Genomic DNA, 18,589 nt, shown 5'->3' on the forward strand with positions numbered 1-18,589 from the left:
GATAAAAATATAGTCCGAAGGGAAAAAGTCCGGAGGGGATTAGGTTATAATCCAAAGTCCGAAGGGAAAACGGACTATTTTACTTCGGACTAATCTCCTTCGGACTTCTAAACTCTTTTTGCTACCTTTACCCCTCAAATCAAAACACCCTTTCATGCAAATAGCACCCAATTCCGTTGTTTTCATCTCGTATGAATTAGCATTCCCAGATGAAAATGGCCAACCGGATGTCGTTGAAATCGTAGATGAAAACGAACCGATGGTATTCATCCATGGCTTAAGCGGCCTACCAGAAAGCTTCGAAGCTAATTTACTAGGCCTGAAAGCAGGGGATAGCTTTAATTTCAACATCGCAGCAGAAGATGCTTACGGGAATATTGATCCCAATGCCATCATTTCTTTACCCAAGTCTATTTTTGAAGTGGATGGCCAAAAAGCCGACGATATTCTAAAAGTAGGTAATTACATCCCGATGACGGATGATCAAGGAAACCGCATGCAAGGTATGGTCGTTTCCATTGGCGATGACCATGTGATGATGGACTTCAACCACCCTTTGGCAGAAAAAGAATTAATTTTTACTGGAAAAGTTATCAAAATCAGAGAAGCTACCGCCGACGAAATCGCGCACGGACACGTGCATGGTGAGGGGGGAGTGCATCATTAATAAATAGACGTTGGACGTTGGACTTTAGAATAAAATCTTTATTAACAAAGTCTAACGTCCAAAGTCTAACGTCAAAAGTCTAACGTCTTATGTTGAAACCCTCCTTCGACTCCATTTACATGGATTTAGCACAGAGTTTAGCACTTCGTTCGCATTGTACGCGAGCGCAGGTAGGAGCTGTGTTGACCAAAGATACCCGCATCATTTCCATTGGCTACAATGGACCGCCGCAAGGAACGCATAACTGTGACGAGGATTTTCACGAGGAGGGAGGCTGCCCGAAAGACTCCAAAGGATCTTGTTCCTTAGCCCTTCATGCAGAACAAAATGCCATCTTATATGCATCCAAAAATGGAGCTTCTATTGAAGGATCAACCATTTATGTCACGCTTTCGCCATGTATTTCCTGCGCTAGGATTATCTACAGCATGAAAATCAAACGGGTTATCTATTTGAATAGCTACGCCGCTTACAAAGGATTAGCTTCTGATGAAGGCGTGGATTTCTTGCGAAAATTTGGGGTAGAGGTACTTGCCTATAAAGACCTAGTGTAGAGACGCGAAAATCGAATCAATCTGTAGAGACGCGATACATCGCGTCTTTTTTTTGTTTGTCCACCTGGCATGTTTCATCTGTAATTGTAGAGACGCGATACCTCGCGTCTAAAATAAAAAAGACGCGAGGTATCGCGTCTCTACAATCCAACGTCTAAAGTCCAACGTCTAAAGTCCAAAAAAAAACCTCGCATTACACGAAGTCTTTTTTTTGTAGCGGGGAGCAGAATCGAACTGCCGACCTTTGGGTTATGAATCCAACGCTCTAACCATCTGAGCTACCCCGCCGAAATATGGTGCAAAGGTAATCGAAAGGAGTAAGAGTCACAAATATTTTCTGAATACTTATTAAATTTGTGTGGGATTTGCGATTCATCTGAATTCGTTTACCTTTGTTTATAGGGACAATTTTTGACCCATCCATGAAAACCCCATTGCATTATGCCAGCTTCAAGCTATGAATTTGAATATGAGCTAAAAGCCTCGCCCAAAGTACTTTATCCGTATTTGAGCACGGCCTCTGGGCTTCAACAATGGTTTGCCGACAAAGTAACTGTTCAAACGAATCTCGGCTTTAATTTTTTCTGGGACAACGAGAACCATCCCGCAACAATAGTTCATAATAAATCGAACAAAAGCTTCAAATTAGACTTCACAAAGCCCGGCCAAGCCGCTCACAGCGCTTGCATTGAATTCAAATTAGACGTCAGCGAACTCAGTAATACAACCTATTTGGTCATTACAGATACCGCATCGACGTTCAAGTCGGCCGACGACGCCCAAGAACTTTGGGATTATTTAACTGATAAACTCAAAGAGATCGTAGGGAGTTAGTATGCGTAAAATAGATAAATTAGTCCTAAATGCCTTCTGGGGACCCTTTGTCCTAACAACACTCATCGTAATATTCATCTTTTTATTGCGTTTGGTCTTGTTCTACTTTGCTGACCTATTCGGCAAAGACCTAGGCGTGGGCGTCTACATCGAACTTTTCTTCTATTTTTCTCTCATCACCTTACCACTAGCCTTACCGCTATCTGTATTGCTTTCGTCTTTGATGACCTTTGGAAAATTGGGCGAAAACTTCGAACTAACCGCGCTCAAAAGTGCTGGAATTTCCATATTCCGCGTTTTTAGACCTATCATGATCGTCGCCATTTTATTGTCGGGCTTCATGTTTTGGTTTAATAATGTCGCAATGCCTTGGGCCAACTTGAAAGGCTGGGGGCTTTTATATGATATCAAAACCACCAAAACGACCTTGAATATCAAGGAAGGAATCTTTTATTCCGACTTACCCGGTTATGCGATTAAGGTGGCAAAAAAGTACCCCGACAACAAAACACTGAAATCCCTGATCATTTACGATCATACACATAATGATGGAAACCGACATGTGACATTGGCCGACTCCGGTTTGATGTACACGATGTATGGAAAAAAATACCTCGTTTTTGAATTGTTTAATGGCAAAGATTATGTGGAAGATGCCGACCGAGGAAGCAATCTAGATGCATCCGATTTGGCAGTACACCATTTTAATAAGAGTAAAATCGTCATGTCATTGGACGCCTTTGACCTTCATAAAACCGAAGAAAGCCAATTCGCACATTATGAAATCATGCGCAATAATATCCAGTTGCAAGCCGACGAAGATTCACTGCGACGTGTCATGCGCATCATGAAAAAAGGATTCATTGGAGCATTAGGCCCTAATTTCCTTTATTTCCATAAACCCATCAACCAATCGATCAAAGTAGTCAAAAATACCAAATGGGTAACAGGCCGACTAAAGAAAGGATTAGCGGAAAAAACGGCGCGCGATCCCATGGATATCGCGATTCAGCAAGTGCAAAACATGCAGACATTCGCGCAAACCAACTTAACTTCATTAGAAACGCGTCAAGACAAACTCAAAACCACCCGTTTAGAATGGCATAAGAAGTTCACAACATCCCTCGCCATCTTAGTGATGTTCTTGATAGGGGCACCTTTAGGAGCTATTATTAAAAAAGGAGGATTTGGTGTGCCGGTGGTTGTAGCGGTGTCTTTCTTTATCTTAATGTATATCTTAACCCAACAAGGCGACAAAATGGCTAAAGAAGGGAAGGTGCTCGTAGAGATTGGCGCATGGATATCCAATGGTCTCTTAACAATCATTGGTACGTATTTCTTAAAAATCGCATTGAATGATTCCCGATTGTTCGAATCCGACTTCTACCGGGTTCTTTGGGAACGCATGAAAAGTTGGAAAACACGTCGGCAGAAATATTCAAGCTAAGCATTTGCGCGTTCCGACAATTCTATGTACTTTTGCGAATTAATTTTTCAAACTTTATAAACTGGTAAAAGATGTATTTGTCACCCGAAGTAAAACAAACGATTTTCGAATCAAAAGGGAAAGCAAAGTCAAAAATCGATACTGGTTCTGCTGAGTCGCAAATTGCGTTATTCACATTCAGAATCAATCATTTGACTGAGCACCTTAAGAAAAACAAGAAAGACCATAGCACACGCTTAGGACTTTTGAAATTAGTAGGTAAGCGTCGTCGTTTACTTGATTATTTAACTCGTACTGATATCTCACGTTACCGTGCGATCATTGCTGAATTAGGTATTCGTAAATAAATACAAGCAGGGTTCCTTTCATTTAGGAGCCCTGTTTTATTTCTTTTTACCCCGTTTGAATTCATCAAACAAACATTCTACTCACGCAAGGTTGCGTGAAAATTTATTCCGAAACGTATGTCATTTAACATCATTACAAAGCATATTTCAATGCCTGATGGCAAGGAAATCCAAATTGAAACTGGCAAGTTAGCCAAGCAAGCGGATGGATCTGTTGTTATCAAGTCGGGAAATATGATGCTGCTCGCTACCGTTGTAGCAAACAAAGAGGCCAAAGAAGGCGTTGATTTCCTTCCTTTATCAGTTGATTATCAAGAAAAATTTGCGTCTAATGGACGTATCCCAGGATCTTTCTTAAAAAGAGAGGCACGCCTTTCAGATTATGAAATCCTTATCTCTCGTTTAGTTGACCGCGCTTTGCGACCAACTTTCCCAGATGATTACCATGCGGATGTACAAGTGTTAATCAATTTAATCTCAGCAGATGCCGAGGTTTTACCTGATGCATTTGTAGGTTTAGCTGCTGCTGCTGCTTTAGCAGTATCGGATATCCCATTCAATGGTCCTATTTCAGAAGTTCGCGTTGCGAAAATCAACGGAGAATATAAAGTTAACCCAAGTGTAAGCGAATTAGCTGGTGCTTCCCTAGAATTAATCGTTGCAGCTAATGCAAATGACATTTTGATGGTGGAAGGCGAAGGCGATGAGGTTTCAGAAACAGAAATGTTAGAAGCTTTACGTATCGCGCACGATGCAATCAAATTACAATGCCAAGCATTGAACGAATTAACCGTTGCTTGCGGTAAGACAGAAAAACGTGTTTATTCACACGAAACACATGACGAAGAGTTACGTGCTGAATTGTGGAAAAACTACTATGAGAAGTATTTAGCCGTTGCAAAACAAGCTAATCCGAAGAAAGAAGAGCGTAAAGCAGCTTTCAAAGCCATCGTAGATGAGTTTATCGCTTCATTACCTGAAGATCACACCGTAAACATTTCCTTAGCGAAAGTTTATTTACATGATATCGAAAAAGAAGCGGCGCGCCAATTGGTATTGCAAGAGCGTTACCGTTTAGATGGTCGTAAATTGAACGAAATTCGTCAAATCACTTGTGAAGTAGATTATTTACCTACGCCACACGGTTCATCTGTGTTTACACGTGGTGAAACGCAATCGTTGACAACTGTTACTTTGGGTACGAAGATGGATGAACAAATCATCGACCAACCGATGACACAAGGTTACAATAAATTCATGTTGCACTACAACTTCCCAGGTTTCTCAACAGGTGAAGTTAAGCCAAACCGTGGCGTAGGACGTCGTGAAGTAGGTCATGGTAACTTGGCCATGCGTGCGATTAAGAAAGTATTGCCTCCTATGGAGCAATTCCCTTATACATTACGTGTTGTTTCTGATATCCTAGAATCAAATGGTTCATCATCGATGGCTACTGTTTGTGCGGGTACTTTAGCCTTAATGGATGCTGGTGTTCAAATCAAAGCGCCTGTTTCAGGTATCGCGATGGGATTGATCTCCGATTCTAAAACAGGTAAATACGCAGTATTATCTGATATCTTAGGTGATGAAGATCACTTGGGCGATATGGACTTTAAAGTTACAGGTACTGAAAACGGTATCACGGCTTGCCAAATGGACATCAAAGTTCAAGGTTTGTCATACGAAGTTTTGGCAGAAGCGTTAACACAAGCAAAAGAAGGTCGTTTACACATCTTGAACGAGATGAAGAAAGCGATGCCGGCTGTTCGTGCTGAATTCAAGCCTCAAACTCCACGTGCTACGGTAATCAAAATCATGAAAGACCAAATCGGTGCGGTAATCGGACCAGGTGGTAAAGTCGTTCAAGATATCCAAAAACAATCAGGTGCTACGGTAACGATTGAAGAAAAAGAAGATGGTGGATACGTAAGCATCTTCTCTTCTAACGGCGAAGCCATGGCTCACGCTGTTCGTATGGTGAAAAACATCGTAACCGTTCCGGAAGTAGGAGAGGTTTACGAAGGAAAAGTGAAGAATATCCAAGCTTTCGGTGCATTCGTTGAATTCCTTCCAGGAAAAGACGGTTTATTGCACATCTCTGAAATATCATGGGATCGTATCGATACGATGGACGGCGTTTTCAAAGAAGGTGATAAAGTGAAAGTAAAATTAGTTGAGGTAGATAAGAAAACGGGCAAATTCCGTTTATCTGCCAAAGTTCTTTTACCAAAACCAGAAGCTCCCGCACAAGCGGAGTAATATTTTCAATTAATGGGCAAAAGCGAAACCTTTTGCCCATTCAATCTGTTGTAAGATCCTATGAGACAGCTAAAAATTAGCAAACAAATTACCAACAGGGAAAGTCAATCACTTGATAAATACCTGCAGGAAATCGGTAAAGTCGATTTATTAACTCCGGATGAAGAGGTAATCCTCGCGCAGAAAATCCGTGATGGGGATCAATTGTCGTTGGAGCGTTTAACGAAGGCCAACTTGCGTTTTGTGGTTTCGGTAGCGAAACAATACCAAAATCAAGGCTTGAGCTTAGGTGATTTAATCAACGAAGGTAACTTAGGTTTGATTAAAGCAGCGCAACGTTTCGATGAAACACGTGGATTTAAATTTATCTCGTATGCAGTATGGTGGATTCGTCAATCGATCCTTCAAGCATTAGCAGAACAATCCCGTATCGTTCGTTTACCCTTAAACCGTGTAGGTTCTTTGAACAAAATCTCAAAGACTTTCTCGGAATTAGAACAAAAATTTGAACGTGAACCATCTCCTGAAGAATTAGCCGAAGTATTGGAAATTTCCACAGGTGAGGTTGTTGATACCTTGAAAATCTCAGGTCGTCACGTATCCATGGATGCACCTTTCGTACAAGGAGAAGAAAATTCTTTGTTAGACGTCCTAGAAAATGATTCGGAAGACAAACCGGATTCAGGATTAATCAACGACTCATTGCGTAGAGAAGTTCAACGTGCGCTATCTACATTAACACAACGCGAAGCGGACGTAGTAACGCTTTACTTTGGTTTAAATGGAGAGCATGCGATGACTCTTGAGGAAATCGGGGAGAAATTCAATTTGACACGTGAACGTGTAAGACAAATCAAAGAGAAAGCGATTCGCAGACTCCGTCATACTTCACGTAGCAAAGCATTAAAAACATATCTTGGATAATTTTTAAAAGCCTCTTATGAGGCTTTTTTTTGCTATGGCCTACCCAGCAGGACTTGTGGATTTGATTGATGATTTATACCAACAAGGTGTAAATGAAGCAGTTATATGCCCTGGTTCCCGAAATGCGCCTATTATGTTGGCACTTGTCCGCCACGGCGGGTTTCGTTGTTATTCGATTGCCGACGAGCGTTCTGCGGGATTTTTTGGATTAGGATTAGCCTTAAAATCCAAGAAACCCGTCATCCTTTGTTGTACTTCGGGTTCAGCGGGATTGAATTTTGCACCGGCAGTGGTGGAAGCCTTTTTTCAAGAAGTCCCACTGATTGTGTTGACCGCCGACCGGCCCGCTGAGTGGATTGGACAATGGGATGGTCAAACCATTTACCAAAATCATTTATACGGCAAACATGTCAAGCATTTTGAATCCTTTGAGGCTTTTAAACCGCATCAATTGGTCCAACAAGCTATCCATTTCCCACAAGGACCTGTTCATATGAACATCCCGATTGCCGAACCGTTTTATCCGGCAAAAGGAGAGGAGCTACCTTTTCGAACGAGTCCAACTGCTTCTCAAACTGTGAATCAAGTTTTTAAATGGGATAAAAGCATACTAGCGGATATCTCAAATCAAAAATGCTTGATTACCGTAGGCCAACGCCCTTACGATAAAGTGGAGAATGAACTTTTCGAACAATTAGCCTTAAAAGGCATACCGGTTATTGGTGATGCAACTGCGAATTTGCCTGCTGCCTGTGAACTTCATCATGACTTATTATTGGCAAATGAAGCGCTTTGGCCTAATTACCAGGCAGATTTTCACCTGCATTTCGGAAAATCATTTGTCAGCAAACGCATCAAGCAAATGATGCGTCGATTTAAACCTACGAAATCCTACCTCGTTCACCCGAATCCCATCGAAAGACCGGATCCTTTTGAGTCCTTAACAGATGTCATTCAAACGGACAATGTGTCTGTACTTAAGGAACTTGTAAGCAAAGATTTACATGTTAATCCAAGCTTTAAAACATGGAATCCTGCGATTCAACAAGCATTTTTTGAAAAGAAAGCCTGGAATGAATTACACATTTATAATGCCATCATCCAACAAATTTCGCAGCAGGATGTGGATATTCATGTGGGTAATTCATTAGCAATTCGTTACATCAATTGGACGGAAGCCAAATTACATGGCACCGAGGTATTCTCAAATCGGGGTACGAGTGGCATCGACGGAAGTTTGAGCACAGCGGTGGGGGCAAGTCAGTCGACCGACAAACTAACTGTCGCTCTTTTAGGCGATGTATCTTTCCAATACGACCGCAATGCGCTTTGGAACAATTATTTAGGATCAAATTTGCGCATTATCGTCATGAACAATGCTGGCGGGGCGATATTCCAGATTTTGGATGGAGCGAAAGACTTAGCAGAGCTGAGCGAATTCATGGTTACCAAGCAAAATAACACGGCGGAAAATACGGCCAAAGACGCGGGACTAACTTACCATAAAGCACAGAATTTCAGCGAATTGAATTCAATTTTACCTGAATTTTGGGCACCGGGCACAACCGGAAAAGTTTTGGAAATTTTTACCGATTCCACCGAAAATACAGCAGCATTACAAGCCTACATGGCACTATTCAAGCATTGATTTTTGCTGAATACGTTCCCAATTCTTTACATACAGGGGATTTTTAGGATCGATCGCCAATGCCTGCTTCACATATTTACTCGCCAAATCCCAATGCATTCTACGAATCTCTAAATAGCCTAAATTGTTGTAAATCAAATCCTTAAACTTCCCCGAAGCTAAAGCCTTTTGAAACATCTTTTCCGCTAAATCCAATTGGTCTAATTCCTGATAGACAACTCCTTGATTGATCATTGTCTCCACCGAGTTCTTATCCAATGCCAAGGCACGATCATATGAAGCTAAAGACTCATTCCATAAGCTTTTTTGCATTTGAATATTGCCCTGCAATGACCAGTTGGCCGATGAATCTGGAAAATTCTTAACCAAAACCTCCGCAGATGCTAACGCCTCATCAATCCGATCCATCGATTGCAAGATTTCTGTTTTCTTGAACAGGGCGGGAGCGAAGGAGGCATCCTGCTCGACCGCTTTGCTAAAATCAGCTAAGGCTTCTTCATTTTTTTCTAACGTTTGATAAACCAAACCCCGATTATAATACGCATCAGGGAATTGTGCTTGCTTTTGTACAGCTTCTGTGTACCACTTAATGCTTTCGTGGTATTCTTTCTCCTTGTATTTCGTATTGCCGCGCAAGAAAAAATTAGTTGCTTCTTGTTTATCGCTATCCGTTTGGCAGGCAGTAAAAAGAATCGACAATAGCAGGATGAAGTACCTCGTTTTCATTTTAATATTTATATTTGTGGCTCAAATTTAATTAAAAAAAGATGGCATACGCAGAAATGTTGACCGACAAAGGGTTAATGAAAATCGAATTTTATACAGAAGATGCACCTATTCACGTGAAAAACTTCATTGATTTAGCTGAAAAAGGATTTTACGACGGACTTTCGTTCCACCGTGTGATTGCTGATTTCGTAATTCAAGGAGGATGTCCGGATGGAACAGGAGCAGGTGGACCAGGTTATTCGATCCCATGTGAATTAACAGGAAACAATCAGTTCCATGACCGTGGTGTTTTATCGATGGCACACCGTGGACCTAACACAGGAGGTTCTCAGTTCTTTATTTGCCACTCAAGAAATAATACAGCACACTTAGATCGCAAACATACGTGTTTCGGTAAAGTAGTAGAAGGCTTAGACGTAATTGATCAAGTACGCGAAGGAGATAAGATTCAAAGCGTAAAAATCATCCACGATTAATGCATTTCATTAAAGAAATCCCGCATCCCAAAATGCGCATCTCGCTTTTTGAATGGAATTCAAAATACATTCTGAAATTTGAGACGCCCCAACTCGAGCAAAGTTATAAATTCTCGGTTTTGGATGTAGGAGGCCAAAAAGAAATAGAGGAGCTGGCAACCAGCTCCTCCTTTCAAACATTTGTGATAACAACCTTTCAGCAAATGTATGCTGAAATGGGTAAGCAAATTAATTAAAGGCTCAACCACTTTTTGCGCAAAGCCAATTGGCTCGCTGTCGGATTTTCTACCGACTGAATGGCAAATGCTTTCAAAGGCGTTTGTACTATCGTTAATTCAAACGTACGTTCCAAACCATCGCGTTTCACGCGGAAGCTTAGCACATCACCTACTTTTTTATCAGCTATTAATTTATCCAAACCGGCAAATTCGGCTTGATTTACTTGGACGATTTCATCCCCAACATTCAAGCCCGCCACAAAAGCTGGACTTCCCTTATATATGGAAGTGATGCGACCAGCTGTTGCTGTAAAACCGGCAAATGGAACTGATTTACCCACATTCGTATCCGACCAAGTATAACCAAATTGATTAAAAATGGCCGCGTAATCCGGAGTTTTAACTCCATAGATATAATCCTTGAAGAATCCAGCCGCCGAAGTTCCAGCCACCGTACTGAATGCATTTTCTAATTCGGCATCCGTAAAACCACGACCTTGCTTCAAATAATAGTTTTTATAAAGTAATTGGAACACATCATCCAAACATTTCGCACCATTCGTATTTTGAATGATCCACATATTTAAGATGCCCCCTAACAATGCACCTTTGTCATAATAAGACACGGTTGAATTTCGGGAGTTTTCATTGGGTCGGTAATATTTAATCCAAGCATCCCAAGAAGCAGATGCCGCAGATTCGATTTGTGTACCCGGTGTATTTTCAACCCCTGCGATATCTTTGGCCAAATCGCTTAAATAAGCATCAGGAGCAACCATTTTGGTACGTAGATTAATAACATCCGCATAATAACTTGTGATTCCTTCTGAAAACCAAAGGTTATGCGTGTAGTTTTCGTTCTCATAATCGAAAGGCCCTAGGGCGATTGGACGGATACGTTTCACGTTCCAAAGGTGAAAGTATTCATGTGCCAAAAGGTTTAATACGCCCTGATATCCTGCTGGACTTTCGTAAGCAGTACGAGAAACCGAACAAGTCGTCGAATATAAATGCTCTAATCCACCCGTTCCACGCTGAATATTGTGAATGATGAATACATAATGATCACATGGATGTTGGCCAACTACTTGTTGGGCCGTCTCCGCCATCTTCGTCACATCAGCAATAAACTTCAAAGAATCCACTTTGGCTTGACCAAAAAAGGCAATTTGGTGAGGGATATTATTCACTTTAAAATTCCACACCTGTTGATTCCCAATTTCAATCGGCGAATCGATCAACTCGTCTAAATCCTTGGCGATGTAGTTGAAACCACCTACATTTTTTAAGGCTGTGGACACTTTTTTGAAGTCTTTGTGAGGAACAATACTTAATTCTTGTGGCTGTTTAGCCCATTTGGCAACATATAAAAGCACACTTGCCGGGTTGATGTAGCCATGCACGTCATCCAGGAAAGAGGTCCGAACGGATAATTCATAGGCATACACTTGGTAATGCACCTGAACCGTTTTGATTCCAGGCTGCAAAGCAATGCGCCACGTGTTTTTTGAAATTTTGGAAATGGGCAACATCGAATTTCCACTTTGTGCGGAAACTTGCTCGACATTTTTGGCAAATTCACGGATCAAATAGGAGCCAGGTGTCCATGCTGCCATCTTCAATTCTATGAAGCGACCAGTTTCCTTGCTAACATCCAAGGTTGTGGTCACATCGAAATAATGTGATTGGGGATTCGGCATTTGGATGAGGTGTTTAATCGGCGCCGCGCTCAAATTAAATCCAAGGAATAATAGGCCTAGAAGACCTAATCTCTTCAAATACATAGGTTTATCGTTTATTAGATGAAATTGAAAAACTAAAATTAAAAAAATACGCCATATCTTTTATCAATTGGACATTTAAAGCCTAAAAACCTTGAAAATATTTTCAGAAAGGCCAACAATATTTTGAAAGAAAAATCGTATTTTTGATTAATTGTGCATGCTGTAATCAAATTATAATGCGACTAAATAAAAAATCAACAAGCTGGATCTTAGGTCTATTCATTTCTGGCATAAGCTTTTGTGCACAAGCACAGCAAACCTTCATTTATAAGGATCAAACCTTGCACTTTCGCCAAGCGAAAGAATATTTCGATGCAAAAAATTATGTTGCAGCGCGTGAAGAATTCAATGCCTATCTAGGAAGTATCGAACCGATGAGCAATGAGCAGTCGGGGCAAAAAGTACTTGCTGAATACTACATGACCATGTGTTCTTTGTACATGAGCCAGCCGGAAGCAGAAATTCTTGCGGAACGTTTCGTTGCAAACAACCCTGAACATCCACAGGCAGTTAAATTATTGAGAGGAATAGGAACATTCTTTTACGATAATGGGGATTATGCCAAAGCGATTAAATACCTATCTCGTTCGTCAGATACGAATTTAGAGGCTAAATACCGTTTGGGGGTAGCATATTATGAGTTGAAAAATTATGTAGATGCATTGAACGTGTTCAATGACATCAAAACAGAGCAAGACGAAGAATATGCATTTTCAGCTGCCTATTATGCGGCCATCATTCAATTTAACGATAAACGTTATGCGGATGCAGCCCCAGACTTCATGAAAGCGGAGGGTAGCAGTAAATACCGTCGCGAAATCGCTAATTGGGTTGCCTTGTGTTATTTCAATCAATCCAAATTTGCTGATTTATTGAATTATGCCGAACCGATTTTAGCGAAAAAGAACTCAGGATATCGAGTAGATGAATTATCTCAATTAGTAGCCGATGTGCAATTCAAATTAGACAAATTCGAAAAAGCAGCGAAAAGCTATGAGGTCTTAATTCGTGCAAGCAATGGTAAAATTAACCCACTAGCTCAGTATCGATTGGGATACTCGCTTTATCGTACGAAGAAATTCAATGAGTCGGCGAATCAATTAAATGGTTTATTAGCTGCCAAAGATAGTTTAAGTCAATATGCTGCGTTCACATTGGCTTTAGCGCAATTAAATGCCGGTAATTTAGCAGCCACATTAGATGCCTTCGAGGTGGCAAAGAAATTGCCATTTAATGCTGCGATCCAAGAAGAAGCAGCCTTTAACCATGCCAAAGTGCAATTGGACCTAGGGCATGCATCTGAAACGATTCAAGAAATCCAGGCTTTTAATGTACAATTCCCTAAAAGCAAATTTGCTGAGGAAGCGACAGAGTTAGTTGCAGACGCCTTTTTAAACTCAAACAACTTAGAAGTTGCCTTGACCTATTTGAAGGGGATCACCAATCGTTCTGCACGTTTAAACGAAGCATACCAAACCTTGAGCTACAATCTAGGAGTTCGAGCGTATAATGATGAACGTTTTGATACGGCCATTGATTTATTTAATAAGTCGATAGAGACAGCGCAATCAGCGCGCTACACCGCTTTAGCTACCTTAGGAAAAGCGGAAGCATTAAGCCAATTGAAGAAATTTGAAGATGCAATTGAATTGTATAATCCGCTCTTGAGTGGAAAGGGGCAAACCGAAGATTTCATCCAACAAGTTCGCATTGGTTTAGCATTTGCATATTTCAATACGAAGGAATTCAGCAAGGCGAACAATTTATTTAAAGCCTATGTAGACCGTTTAAAGGCTACGCCGAATGCGAAAAACAATCCAACGATCTTGATTCGTTTGGCAGATACCTATTTGATTTCACGTAAATACCAAGATGCCTTGACATATTACAGTCAAGCGGCGGAATTAGCGAAATCAGAGAAGGATTATGCTTTATACCAAAAAGGAATGACTCTAAGTTATTTGAATCGCGATGCAGAAGCACGCCAAGCGTTCAAACAAGTTCGAAGCAATTTCCCCGAGTCGAAATATGCCGAAGATGCCTTGTATCAAGAGAACTTAATTTTATTTAACGGACATAATTATAAAGAAGCGATTGCGGGATTTACAGACATCATTGAGGCCAAAACCAAGAGTGAGTTTTTATCATCAGCCATCTTAAAGCGTGCGCAAGCTTATACCAATACGGAACAATACGAGCAAGCCTTAGCCGATTACAAGCGTATCATCAATGAATTTTCAGGTGATAAAATTGCGAAAGATGCCTTGATTGGATTACAAGAGAACTTGATTAAAGTAGGCCGACCAGAGGAGTTTGGTCAAGTTCTAGAAAACTACCAAAGCGCAACAAATGCTGTAGAGGATGCAGAATCGATGGATTTGAAATACAGTGCAGCAAAAGGTATTTATGATGGTAAGAAATTTGATAAAGCGATTCCTGCTTTGAAAGAGTTCGTTGCTAAATACCCAACGGATGAAAATGTGGTAGAAGCTTATTTCTTAATTGCTGATGCAGCCGATCAGATTAAAGATTCCACTGAAGCATTGCTAGCATACAAAAAAGTGATTGAGCAAAATGCGCACCCGCAAGTAAACAAAGCAATTTTACGTGCAGCAGAGTTATCAAACAATGCAGGCAATACCAATGAGGCCGCTGCTTTCTACCGCTTACATGCAAGCAAGAATCCGGAAGTTGAGAATCAATTGAATGCATACAATAATATTTTCAAATCTTTCTATGCTGCTAAACAATTAGACTCTGTAACCAAAGTGTTCACGGAAGTAGAACCTTTGAATCTATATAGCACGGAAGAAAAAGCGAAAATGAGTCGGGGAATAGCAGAAGCCTATTCAGATAGTGCATCTGTCGCATTACGCACAGAATGGTTAAACAAAACCATTGCTTTAGATCCGAAAGGGGATATTGGAGCGGAAGCGCAATACCAGTTGGCACAGCAATTAACCCAAGCGGGTAAGTTCAAGGAATCGAATGACATGATTAGCAATAAGTTTAAAAACGAATTTGCTGAGGCATCTGATGCGGTGATGGGAAGAGCATATATTTTATTAGCGACCAACTTCGTATCCATGAAGAATCTTCCACAGGCGAAAGCCATCTTGAAATCAGTCATTGATAATTCAACCGACAATGAAGTCATTGAATTAGCTAAAACAACATTAAAAAGCTTACCCCTAAAATAATTGAATATGAAATTTCAAATGAAAACGAATCCATTGATCATTTGTAGTGTGCTCATGCTGGGGGTATCCACTGGTTTATTTGCTCAAGACAAGAAAGAAGGTAACATTCAAAATGATGACATCATTTTGGAAAAAGAACGTAAAATTGTTCTTCAGCCGCAGATTTCGCGTAATTTCGAACCCTTAAATGAGATTGAAAACACGCAGAAAGGTCGGAAAATGAAGTATGAGTTTTTTGACCGGAAATGGGATGCGACAAGCAATACCTTATTAACGACTTCGATTATTGGTCCGCGTGAAGGGGATGAATTAGTATCTTCTTTTGGACCTAAATTTAAAAATTTAGTAAAAATTGGCGCGGGAAATTATGGACATACCTTGTTGAACGGTCACTTTGGTTTTACTCCCAAAGAGAATCAATTCCAAGGAGTTTACATCAATCACGATGCTAACCGTAGGGGTCCAGTCAGCATGGGCAATTCAAGCCGCAATGAGAATGAAGCCAAAGTTTACAGCAAAACCTTTACAGGAAACTATTTCCTAGATGGTCAAATAAGCTTTAAACGTACAGAAAATAATTACTATGGCCGACCAGAAGAAGCCTTTACTTCCGTTCCGTTTATCAAAGATTTAGAAATCGCTTATAACCGATTCAATTACTCGGGTAGTATTTCCAATTCAAAAAAGGATGTTAAGTGGGATTACATTGCGACCTCCGGTTTGACCTATTTGACAAATAATTACACAAGTAAGGAGTGGATTTGGGACAGTAAATTACAAGGTATTTTGCGGGTAACAGATAATTTCTCAGCCTATTTAACTGGGGAAATGAATATGTCGGAGAATACATTTACATCTGCTTTTGTAAATAATCGCCGTGAGTTATACCGCGTGAAACCTACTTTCCTTTACAAAAACAATCGTTTGGCCGTTACAGGGGGATTGAATATTGTTAATGAAAAAGATGCGAATCTATCGTTGAATAAAACGCGTTTATTTCCGTTGTTAAAAGTTGATTTCAAGCCAACTGACTTCTTACATGTTTTTGTGGGATTGGGCGGAGAGACCTATTTCAATAGCTATAACCAATTTACCAGTGAGAATAATTGGCTAGAACCAAGATTAGCACCAAACCTGCAGAATACAACACAAAGTTCTAACATCTATGGAGGAATTAAGGGTTCTAATGAACGTAATTTAGATTTTGAATTGAAATTTGGCTATGCAGAGTACAATAACTTGGCCATGTTCTTGAATTCAACATCAGACCCGTCGCATTTTGAACTAATCTATGCCAATACCAAAGTAGAAAAGTCGGCCAAGGTATTCAATATGTCAGGTCAGGTAAATTACCAGACATTTGATAAAGTCTTGTCGATCTTAAAGTATGATTTTAACACATACCAAGATTTAGTTTATGATGCTGCCGATTTATCAACAATTGATAAACCGATTCATCGTCCGATGATGAATTTATCATTTACAAACTCAATTACCTTTAAAGATAAAATCATCGTTTCACCTGACTTGTTCTACGTTTCAGGTTTATACAGCTTTGAAAAGTCTTTGACTCCCAAGGCAGAACAAATGGATGACATTATCGATTTAAACTTGAAAGTGAATTACTTGATCACGAAGAAATTCAACATTTCCGTGAGCGCAAATAACTTATTGGGTAAAAATTACCAACGCTATTTGAACTATATCAGCCAAGGACTTAATTACACGGTAGGGGTTGCTTATTCGTTTTAATCATGACAACAATGAATCCGATGATCGCATTTATTGAGCATTTGCTCTATACACACGATTGTGTGATAATCCCAAATTTTGGGGGTTTTGTGCTGAATACACAAGATTTTCAATTGGATGATGCGCAGGTAATTCATCCTAAATCCAAGTGGGTTGCGTTCAATGAACGCCTACGTTCAGATGACGGATTAGTAGCTACGAGTTGGGCAAAGGAAAAAGGAATTAGTCAAAAACAAGCTTTCACAGCCGTTCATAAATTCGCTGAAACTCTATCATCTCAAATTAAGGCTGATAAGCAATTTCAGTTTGGGAATATTGGGACTTTCCAATTGAGCAAATCAGGTAGATTGCAATTTGAACCGAATCAATCGATCAATTTTGATTTAAATCAATATGGCTTGGCTCCCGTATCTATCGGACAGGTTAAAAAGAAACCAGTTTTGCAAGAAAGCCCAGTGGAGAAGTCGGCTGTTGATATGCCAACAATCCAACCCGCTCCGAAACGTACACGTCAGCATCAATTTTACACCTATGTGTTATTGGCATTTTTATTCGGAGGAATTGCAGCTTATTATTTGACTGAACCTAACTCGCGCTATGTAAATAGTTCGTTTAGTCCCTTGACAATTCGGATTAAGAAAACAAAACCAGCAGCTCCTGCGAAAATAGCTATCACAGAAGTTCCTAAAAAGGAACCGGTAGCAGCGGCAGTTCAGGAAGAAATTGCAGAGCCTGTATCTGGAGGGATATTTTTAGTGGCTGGAAGTTTTAAAACCGAAGCAAAAGCGGCGACTTGCCAGGCGGAACTTGTGGCCAAAGGATTTGAAAATGTACAAATTATTGAGAAACAAGCAGGTGAGGGGCATTACCGCGTGAGTGTAGGAGAAGTGGCGGATTTTGATGCGGGTTATGCTGCGGCGGCACGCTTGAAGGCAGAAAAGAAATTAGATATTTGGGTTTACAAAAGATAAGATATGAGCATCAGCTATTCACAAAAAGACTTTGAGAAAAAGAATCAACGTAAGGCATTCGTCATCACTTTGCTTATTAATGCCGTGTTGTTTTTATTGATTTGGCAAGTTCAAATTTGGAACGAATCACCTACACCTAAAATTCCAAGCATGGAAGATGGGAATGCAGGTGAAATTACATTCGAGCAGGAACCACCAGCACCTGAGTCTCAATCCCAACAAGAAATTACACAGACAACTGAGGCTGAGCAAGCTAACACAGTTCCACCGCTGACAAGTACAGTAGAAAGTCCTGTAACGGTGAAACAAAGTCCACCAGTCGTAGCCAAAGAAGAAAAAGAAGCTGAGCCCGTAGTAGATTTGAATCTAACGATGGGAAAACGTTCTCCACGGGCAACAACGGGAGGCAGTGGAACAGGTACAGGCTCTGGATCAGGAACAGGTAAGGGGAACGGCACAGGGATCGGAGGCGGTGGAAACGGCAATGGTTCAGGCGCTGGCAGCGGAGAAGGCAAAATTGCACAAGATTGGACATTCGATACCAAATCGTTGAATGGCATTGATAACGGTTCTGAAACAGGCGAAATCACTTTCTTTATTCGCATCAATGAAAAAGGTAATGTGACAGAGATCCGTATTGATCGCACCAACGTGAAATTATCGTTAGCTGAGCGCTATAAAAAATTGATTAAGAACGCACGTTTTTATCCAAAGAGTGACGGTATTAGTCGGGGAGCCAGCGGATTTAAGACGATCAAAATTGTGCCTACCAACTAATT

The 18,589-nt window shown here is 40.5% G+C and carries 16 protein-coding genes and 1 tRNA gene; 14 read left to right on the forward strand and 3 right to left on the reverse strand.

Annotated elements, in window-relative coordinates; translation table 11 throughout:
* Positions 1-154 precede the first annotated feature (154 nt).
* Both V7S75_RS02905 and V7S75_RS02910 read left to right on the forward strand, forming a co-directional pair.
* Positions 155-667: an FKBP-type peptidyl-prolyl cis-trans isomerase gene (locus V7S75_RS02905; RefSeq protein ID WP_459511208.1), complete on the forward strand. Its 513-nt coding sequence runs from the start codon at positions 155-157 to the stop codon at positions 665-667.
* Positions 668-756: 89 nt separating this feature from the next.
* Positions 757-1,221 carry a deoxycytidylate deaminase gene (locus tag V7S75_RS02910; protein ID WP_459511210.1) on the forward strand — a complete coding sequence of 155 codons (465 nt, stop codon included), beginning with the start codon at positions 757-759 and terminating at the stop codon, positions 1,219-1,221.
* Positions 1,222-1,435: 214 nt separating this feature from the next.
* Here the strand turns inward: V7S75_RS02910 and V7S75_RS02915 are convergent.
* Positions 1,436-1,509: transfer RNA gene (locus tag V7S75_RS02915), tRNA-Met, on the reverse strand.
* Positions 1,510-1,662: 153 nt separating this feature from the next.
* Between V7S75_RS02915 and V7S75_RS02920 the strand changes: the two genes are divergently transcribed.
* The 6 genes from V7S75_RS02920 to menD all read left to right on the forward strand — a co-directional run bounded on the left by V7S75_RS02920 (position 1,663) and on the right by menD (position 8,680).
* A complete protein-coding gene (locus V7S75_RS02920) occupies positions 1,663-2,055 on the forward strand; it encodes an START-like domain-containing protein (RefSeq protein WP_459511212.1) in 393 nt (130 codons plus the stop codon).
* Between the two features lies 1 nt (position 2,056).
* Positions 2,057-3,502 (forward strand): LptF/LptG family permease, encoded by a 1,446-nt coding sequence (locus tag V7S75_RS02925; RefSeq protein WP_459511213.1) that lies wholly within the window; start codon positions 2,057-2,059, stop codon positions 3,500-3,502.
* Positions 3,503-3,573: 71 nt separating this feature from the next.
* Positions 3,574-3,849: a 30S ribosomal protein S15 gene (gene rpsO / locus V7S75_RS02930; protein WP_459511215.1), complete on the forward strand. Its 276-nt coding sequence runs from the start codon at positions 3,574-3,576 to the stop codon at positions 3,847-3,849.
* A gap of 117 nt (positions 3,850-3,966) precedes the next feature.
* Positions 3,967-6,108, forward strand: a complete 2,142-nt coding sequence (pnp, locus tag V7S75_RS02935) for a polyribonucleotide nucleotidyltransferase (protein WP_459511217.1) — start codon at positions 3,967-3,969, stop codon at positions 6,106-6,108.
* A 60-nt stretch (positions 6,109-6,168) separates the two neighbouring features.
* Positions 6,169-7,032 (forward strand): sigma-70 family RNA polymerase sigma factor, encoded by an 864-nt coding sequence (locus tag V7S75_RS02940; RefSeq protein WP_109323139.1) that lies wholly within the window; start codon positions 6,169-6,171, stop codon positions 7,030-7,032.
* 34 nt (positions 7,033-7,066) lie between these two features.
* Positions 7,067-8,680: a 2-succinyl-5-enolpyruvyl-6-hydroxy-3-cyclohexene-1-carboxylic-acid synthase gene (gene menD, locus V7S75_RS02945; RefSeq protein ID WP_459511218.1), complete on the forward strand. Its 1,614-nt coding sequence runs from the start codon at positions 7,067-7,069 to the stop codon at positions 8,678-8,680.
* Here the strand turns inward: menD and V7S75_RS02950 are convergent.
* Positions 8,666-9,406 carry a tetratricopeptide repeat protein gene (locus V7S75_RS02950; protein ID WP_459511220.1) on the reverse strand — a complete coding sequence of 247 codons (741 nt, stop codon included), beginning with the start codon at positions 9,404-9,406 and terminating at the stop codon, positions 8,666-8,668. The genes menD and V7S75_RS02950 overlap by 15 nt on opposite strands.
* Positions 9,407-9,447: 41 nt before the next feature.
* Here V7S75_RS02950 and V7S75_RS02955 point away from each other — a divergent pair, with 41 nt between their 5' ends.
* Together V7S75_RS02955 and V7S75_RS02960 are read left to right on the forward strand one after the other, a co-directional pair.
* Positions 9,448-9,885, forward strand: coding sequence for a peptidylprolyl isomerase (locus V7S75_RS02955; RefSeq protein ID WP_377977084.1), 438 nt, complete (start codon positions 9,448-9,450; stop codon positions 9,883-9,885).
* Complete coding sequence (locus V7S75_RS02960; protein WP_459511221.1) at positions 9,885-10,121, forward strand: hypothetical protein; 237 nt, start codon at positions 9,885-9,887, stop codon at positions 10,119-10,121. Before V7S75_RS02955 ends, V7S75_RS02960 begins: the two co-directional genes overlap by 1 nt.
* Here the strand turns inward: V7S75_RS02960 and V7S75_RS02965 are convergent.
* Positions 10,118-11,887, reverse strand: a complete 1,770-nt coding sequence (locus V7S75_RS02965) for a M61 family metallopeptidase (protein ID WP_459511223.1) — start codon at positions 11,885-11,887, stop codon at positions 10,118-10,120. The two genes, V7S75_RS02960 and V7S75_RS02965, sit on opposite strands and share 4 nt — an antisense overlap.
* Before the next feature lie 176 nt (positions 11,888-12,063).
* Here V7S75_RS02965 and V7S75_RS02970 point away from each other — a divergent pair, with 176 nt between their 5' ends.
* From V7S75_RS02970 to V7S75_RS02985, 4 genes are read left to right on the forward strand one after another with little or no spacing between them, the layout of a single operon-like run.
* A complete protein-coding gene (locus V7S75_RS02970; RefSeq protein WP_459511225.1) occupies positions 12,064-15,087 on the forward strand; it encodes a tetratricopeptide repeat protein in 3,024 nt (1,007 codons plus the stop codon).
* A gap of 6 nt (positions 15,088-15,093) precedes the next feature.
* Positions 15,094-16,839 carry a TonB-dependent receptor gene (locus V7S75_RS02975; protein WP_459511227.1) on the forward strand — a complete coding sequence of 582 codons (1,746 nt, stop codon included), beginning with the start codon at positions 15,094-15,096 and terminating at the stop codon, positions 16,837-16,839.
* Positions 16,840-16,850: 11 nt separating this feature from the next.
* Positions 16,851-17,810, forward strand: coding sequence for an HU domain-containing protein (locus tag V7S75_RS02980; RefSeq protein WP_459511228.1), 960 nt, complete (start codon positions 16,851-16,853; stop codon positions 17,808-17,810).
* Between the two features lie 3 nt (positions 17,811-17,813).
* Positions 17,814-18,587, forward strand: a complete 774-nt coding sequence (locus V7S75_RS02985) for a hypothetical protein (RefSeq protein ID WP_459511230.1) — start codon at positions 17,814-17,816, stop codon at positions 18,585-18,587.
* Positions 18,588-18,589: the final 2 nt, after the last annotated feature.

This window comes from Aquirufa sp. TARAVU-A1A (assembly GCF_054558675.1).

Excerpts from the sequence above, each read along its gene's own strand:
- V7S75_RS02905 (WP_459511208.1), top strand. The coding sequence starts at position 155 with ATGCAAATAGCACCCAATTCCGTTGTTTTCATCTCGTATGAATTAGCA.
- V7S75_RS02910 (WP_459511210.1), top strand. The coding sequence starts at position 757 with ATGTTGAAACCCTCCTTCGACTCCATTTACATGGATTTAGCACAGAGT.
- V7S75_RS02920 (WP_459511212.1), top strand. The coding sequence starts at position 1,663 with ATGCCAGCTTCAAGCTATGAATTTGAATATGAGCTAAAAGCCTCGCCC.
- V7S75_RS02925 (WP_459511213.1), top strand. The coding sequence starts at position 2,057 with ATGCGTAAAATAGATAAATTAGTCCTAAATGCCTTCTGGGGACCCTTT.
- rpsO (WP_459511215.1), top strand. The coding sequence starts at position 3,574 with ATGTATTTGTCACCCGAAGTAAAACAAACGATTTTCGAATCAAAAGGG.
- pnp (WP_459511217.1), top strand. The coding sequence starts at position 3,967 with ATGTCATTTAACATCATTACAAAGCATATTTCAATGCCTGATGGCAAG.
- V7S75_RS02940 (WP_109323139.1), top strand. The coding sequence starts at position 6,169 with ATGAGACAGCTAAAAATTAGCAAACAAATTACCAACAGGGAAAGTCAA.
- menD (WP_459511218.1), top strand. The coding sequence starts at position 7,067 with ATGGCCTACCCAGCAGGACTTGTGGATTTGATTGATGATTTATACCAA.
- V7S75_RS02950 (WP_459511220.1), bottom strand. The coding sequence starts at position 9,406 with ATGAAAACGAGGTACTTCATCCTGCTATTGTCGATTCTTTTTACTGCC.
- V7S75_RS02955 (WP_377977084.1), top strand. The coding sequence starts at position 9,448 with ATGGCATACGCAGAAATGTTGACCGACAAAGGGTTAATGAAAATCGAA.
- V7S75_RS02960 (WP_459511221.1), top strand. The coding sequence starts at position 9,885 with ATGCATTTCATTAAAGAAATCCCGCATCCCAAAATGCGCATCTCGCTT.
- V7S75_RS02965 (WP_459511223.1), bottom strand. The coding sequence starts at position 11,887 with ATGTATTTGAAGAGATTAGGTCTTCTAGGCCTATTATTCCTTGGATTT.
- V7S75_RS02970 (WP_459511225.1), top strand. The coding sequence starts at position 12,064 with ATGCGACTAAATAAAAAATCAACAAGCTGGATCTTAGGTCTATTCATT.
- V7S75_RS02975 (WP_459511227.1), top strand. The coding sequence starts at position 15,094 with ATGAAATTTCAAATGAAAACGAATCCATTGATCATTTGTAGTGTGCTC.
- V7S75_RS02980 (WP_459511228.1), top strand. The coding sequence starts at position 16,851 with ATGAATCCGATGATCGCATTTATTGAGCATTTGCTCTATACACACGAT.
- V7S75_RS02985 (WP_459511230.1), top strand. The coding sequence starts at position 17,814 with ATGAGCATCAGCTATTCACAAAAAGACTTTGAGAAAAAGAATCAACGT.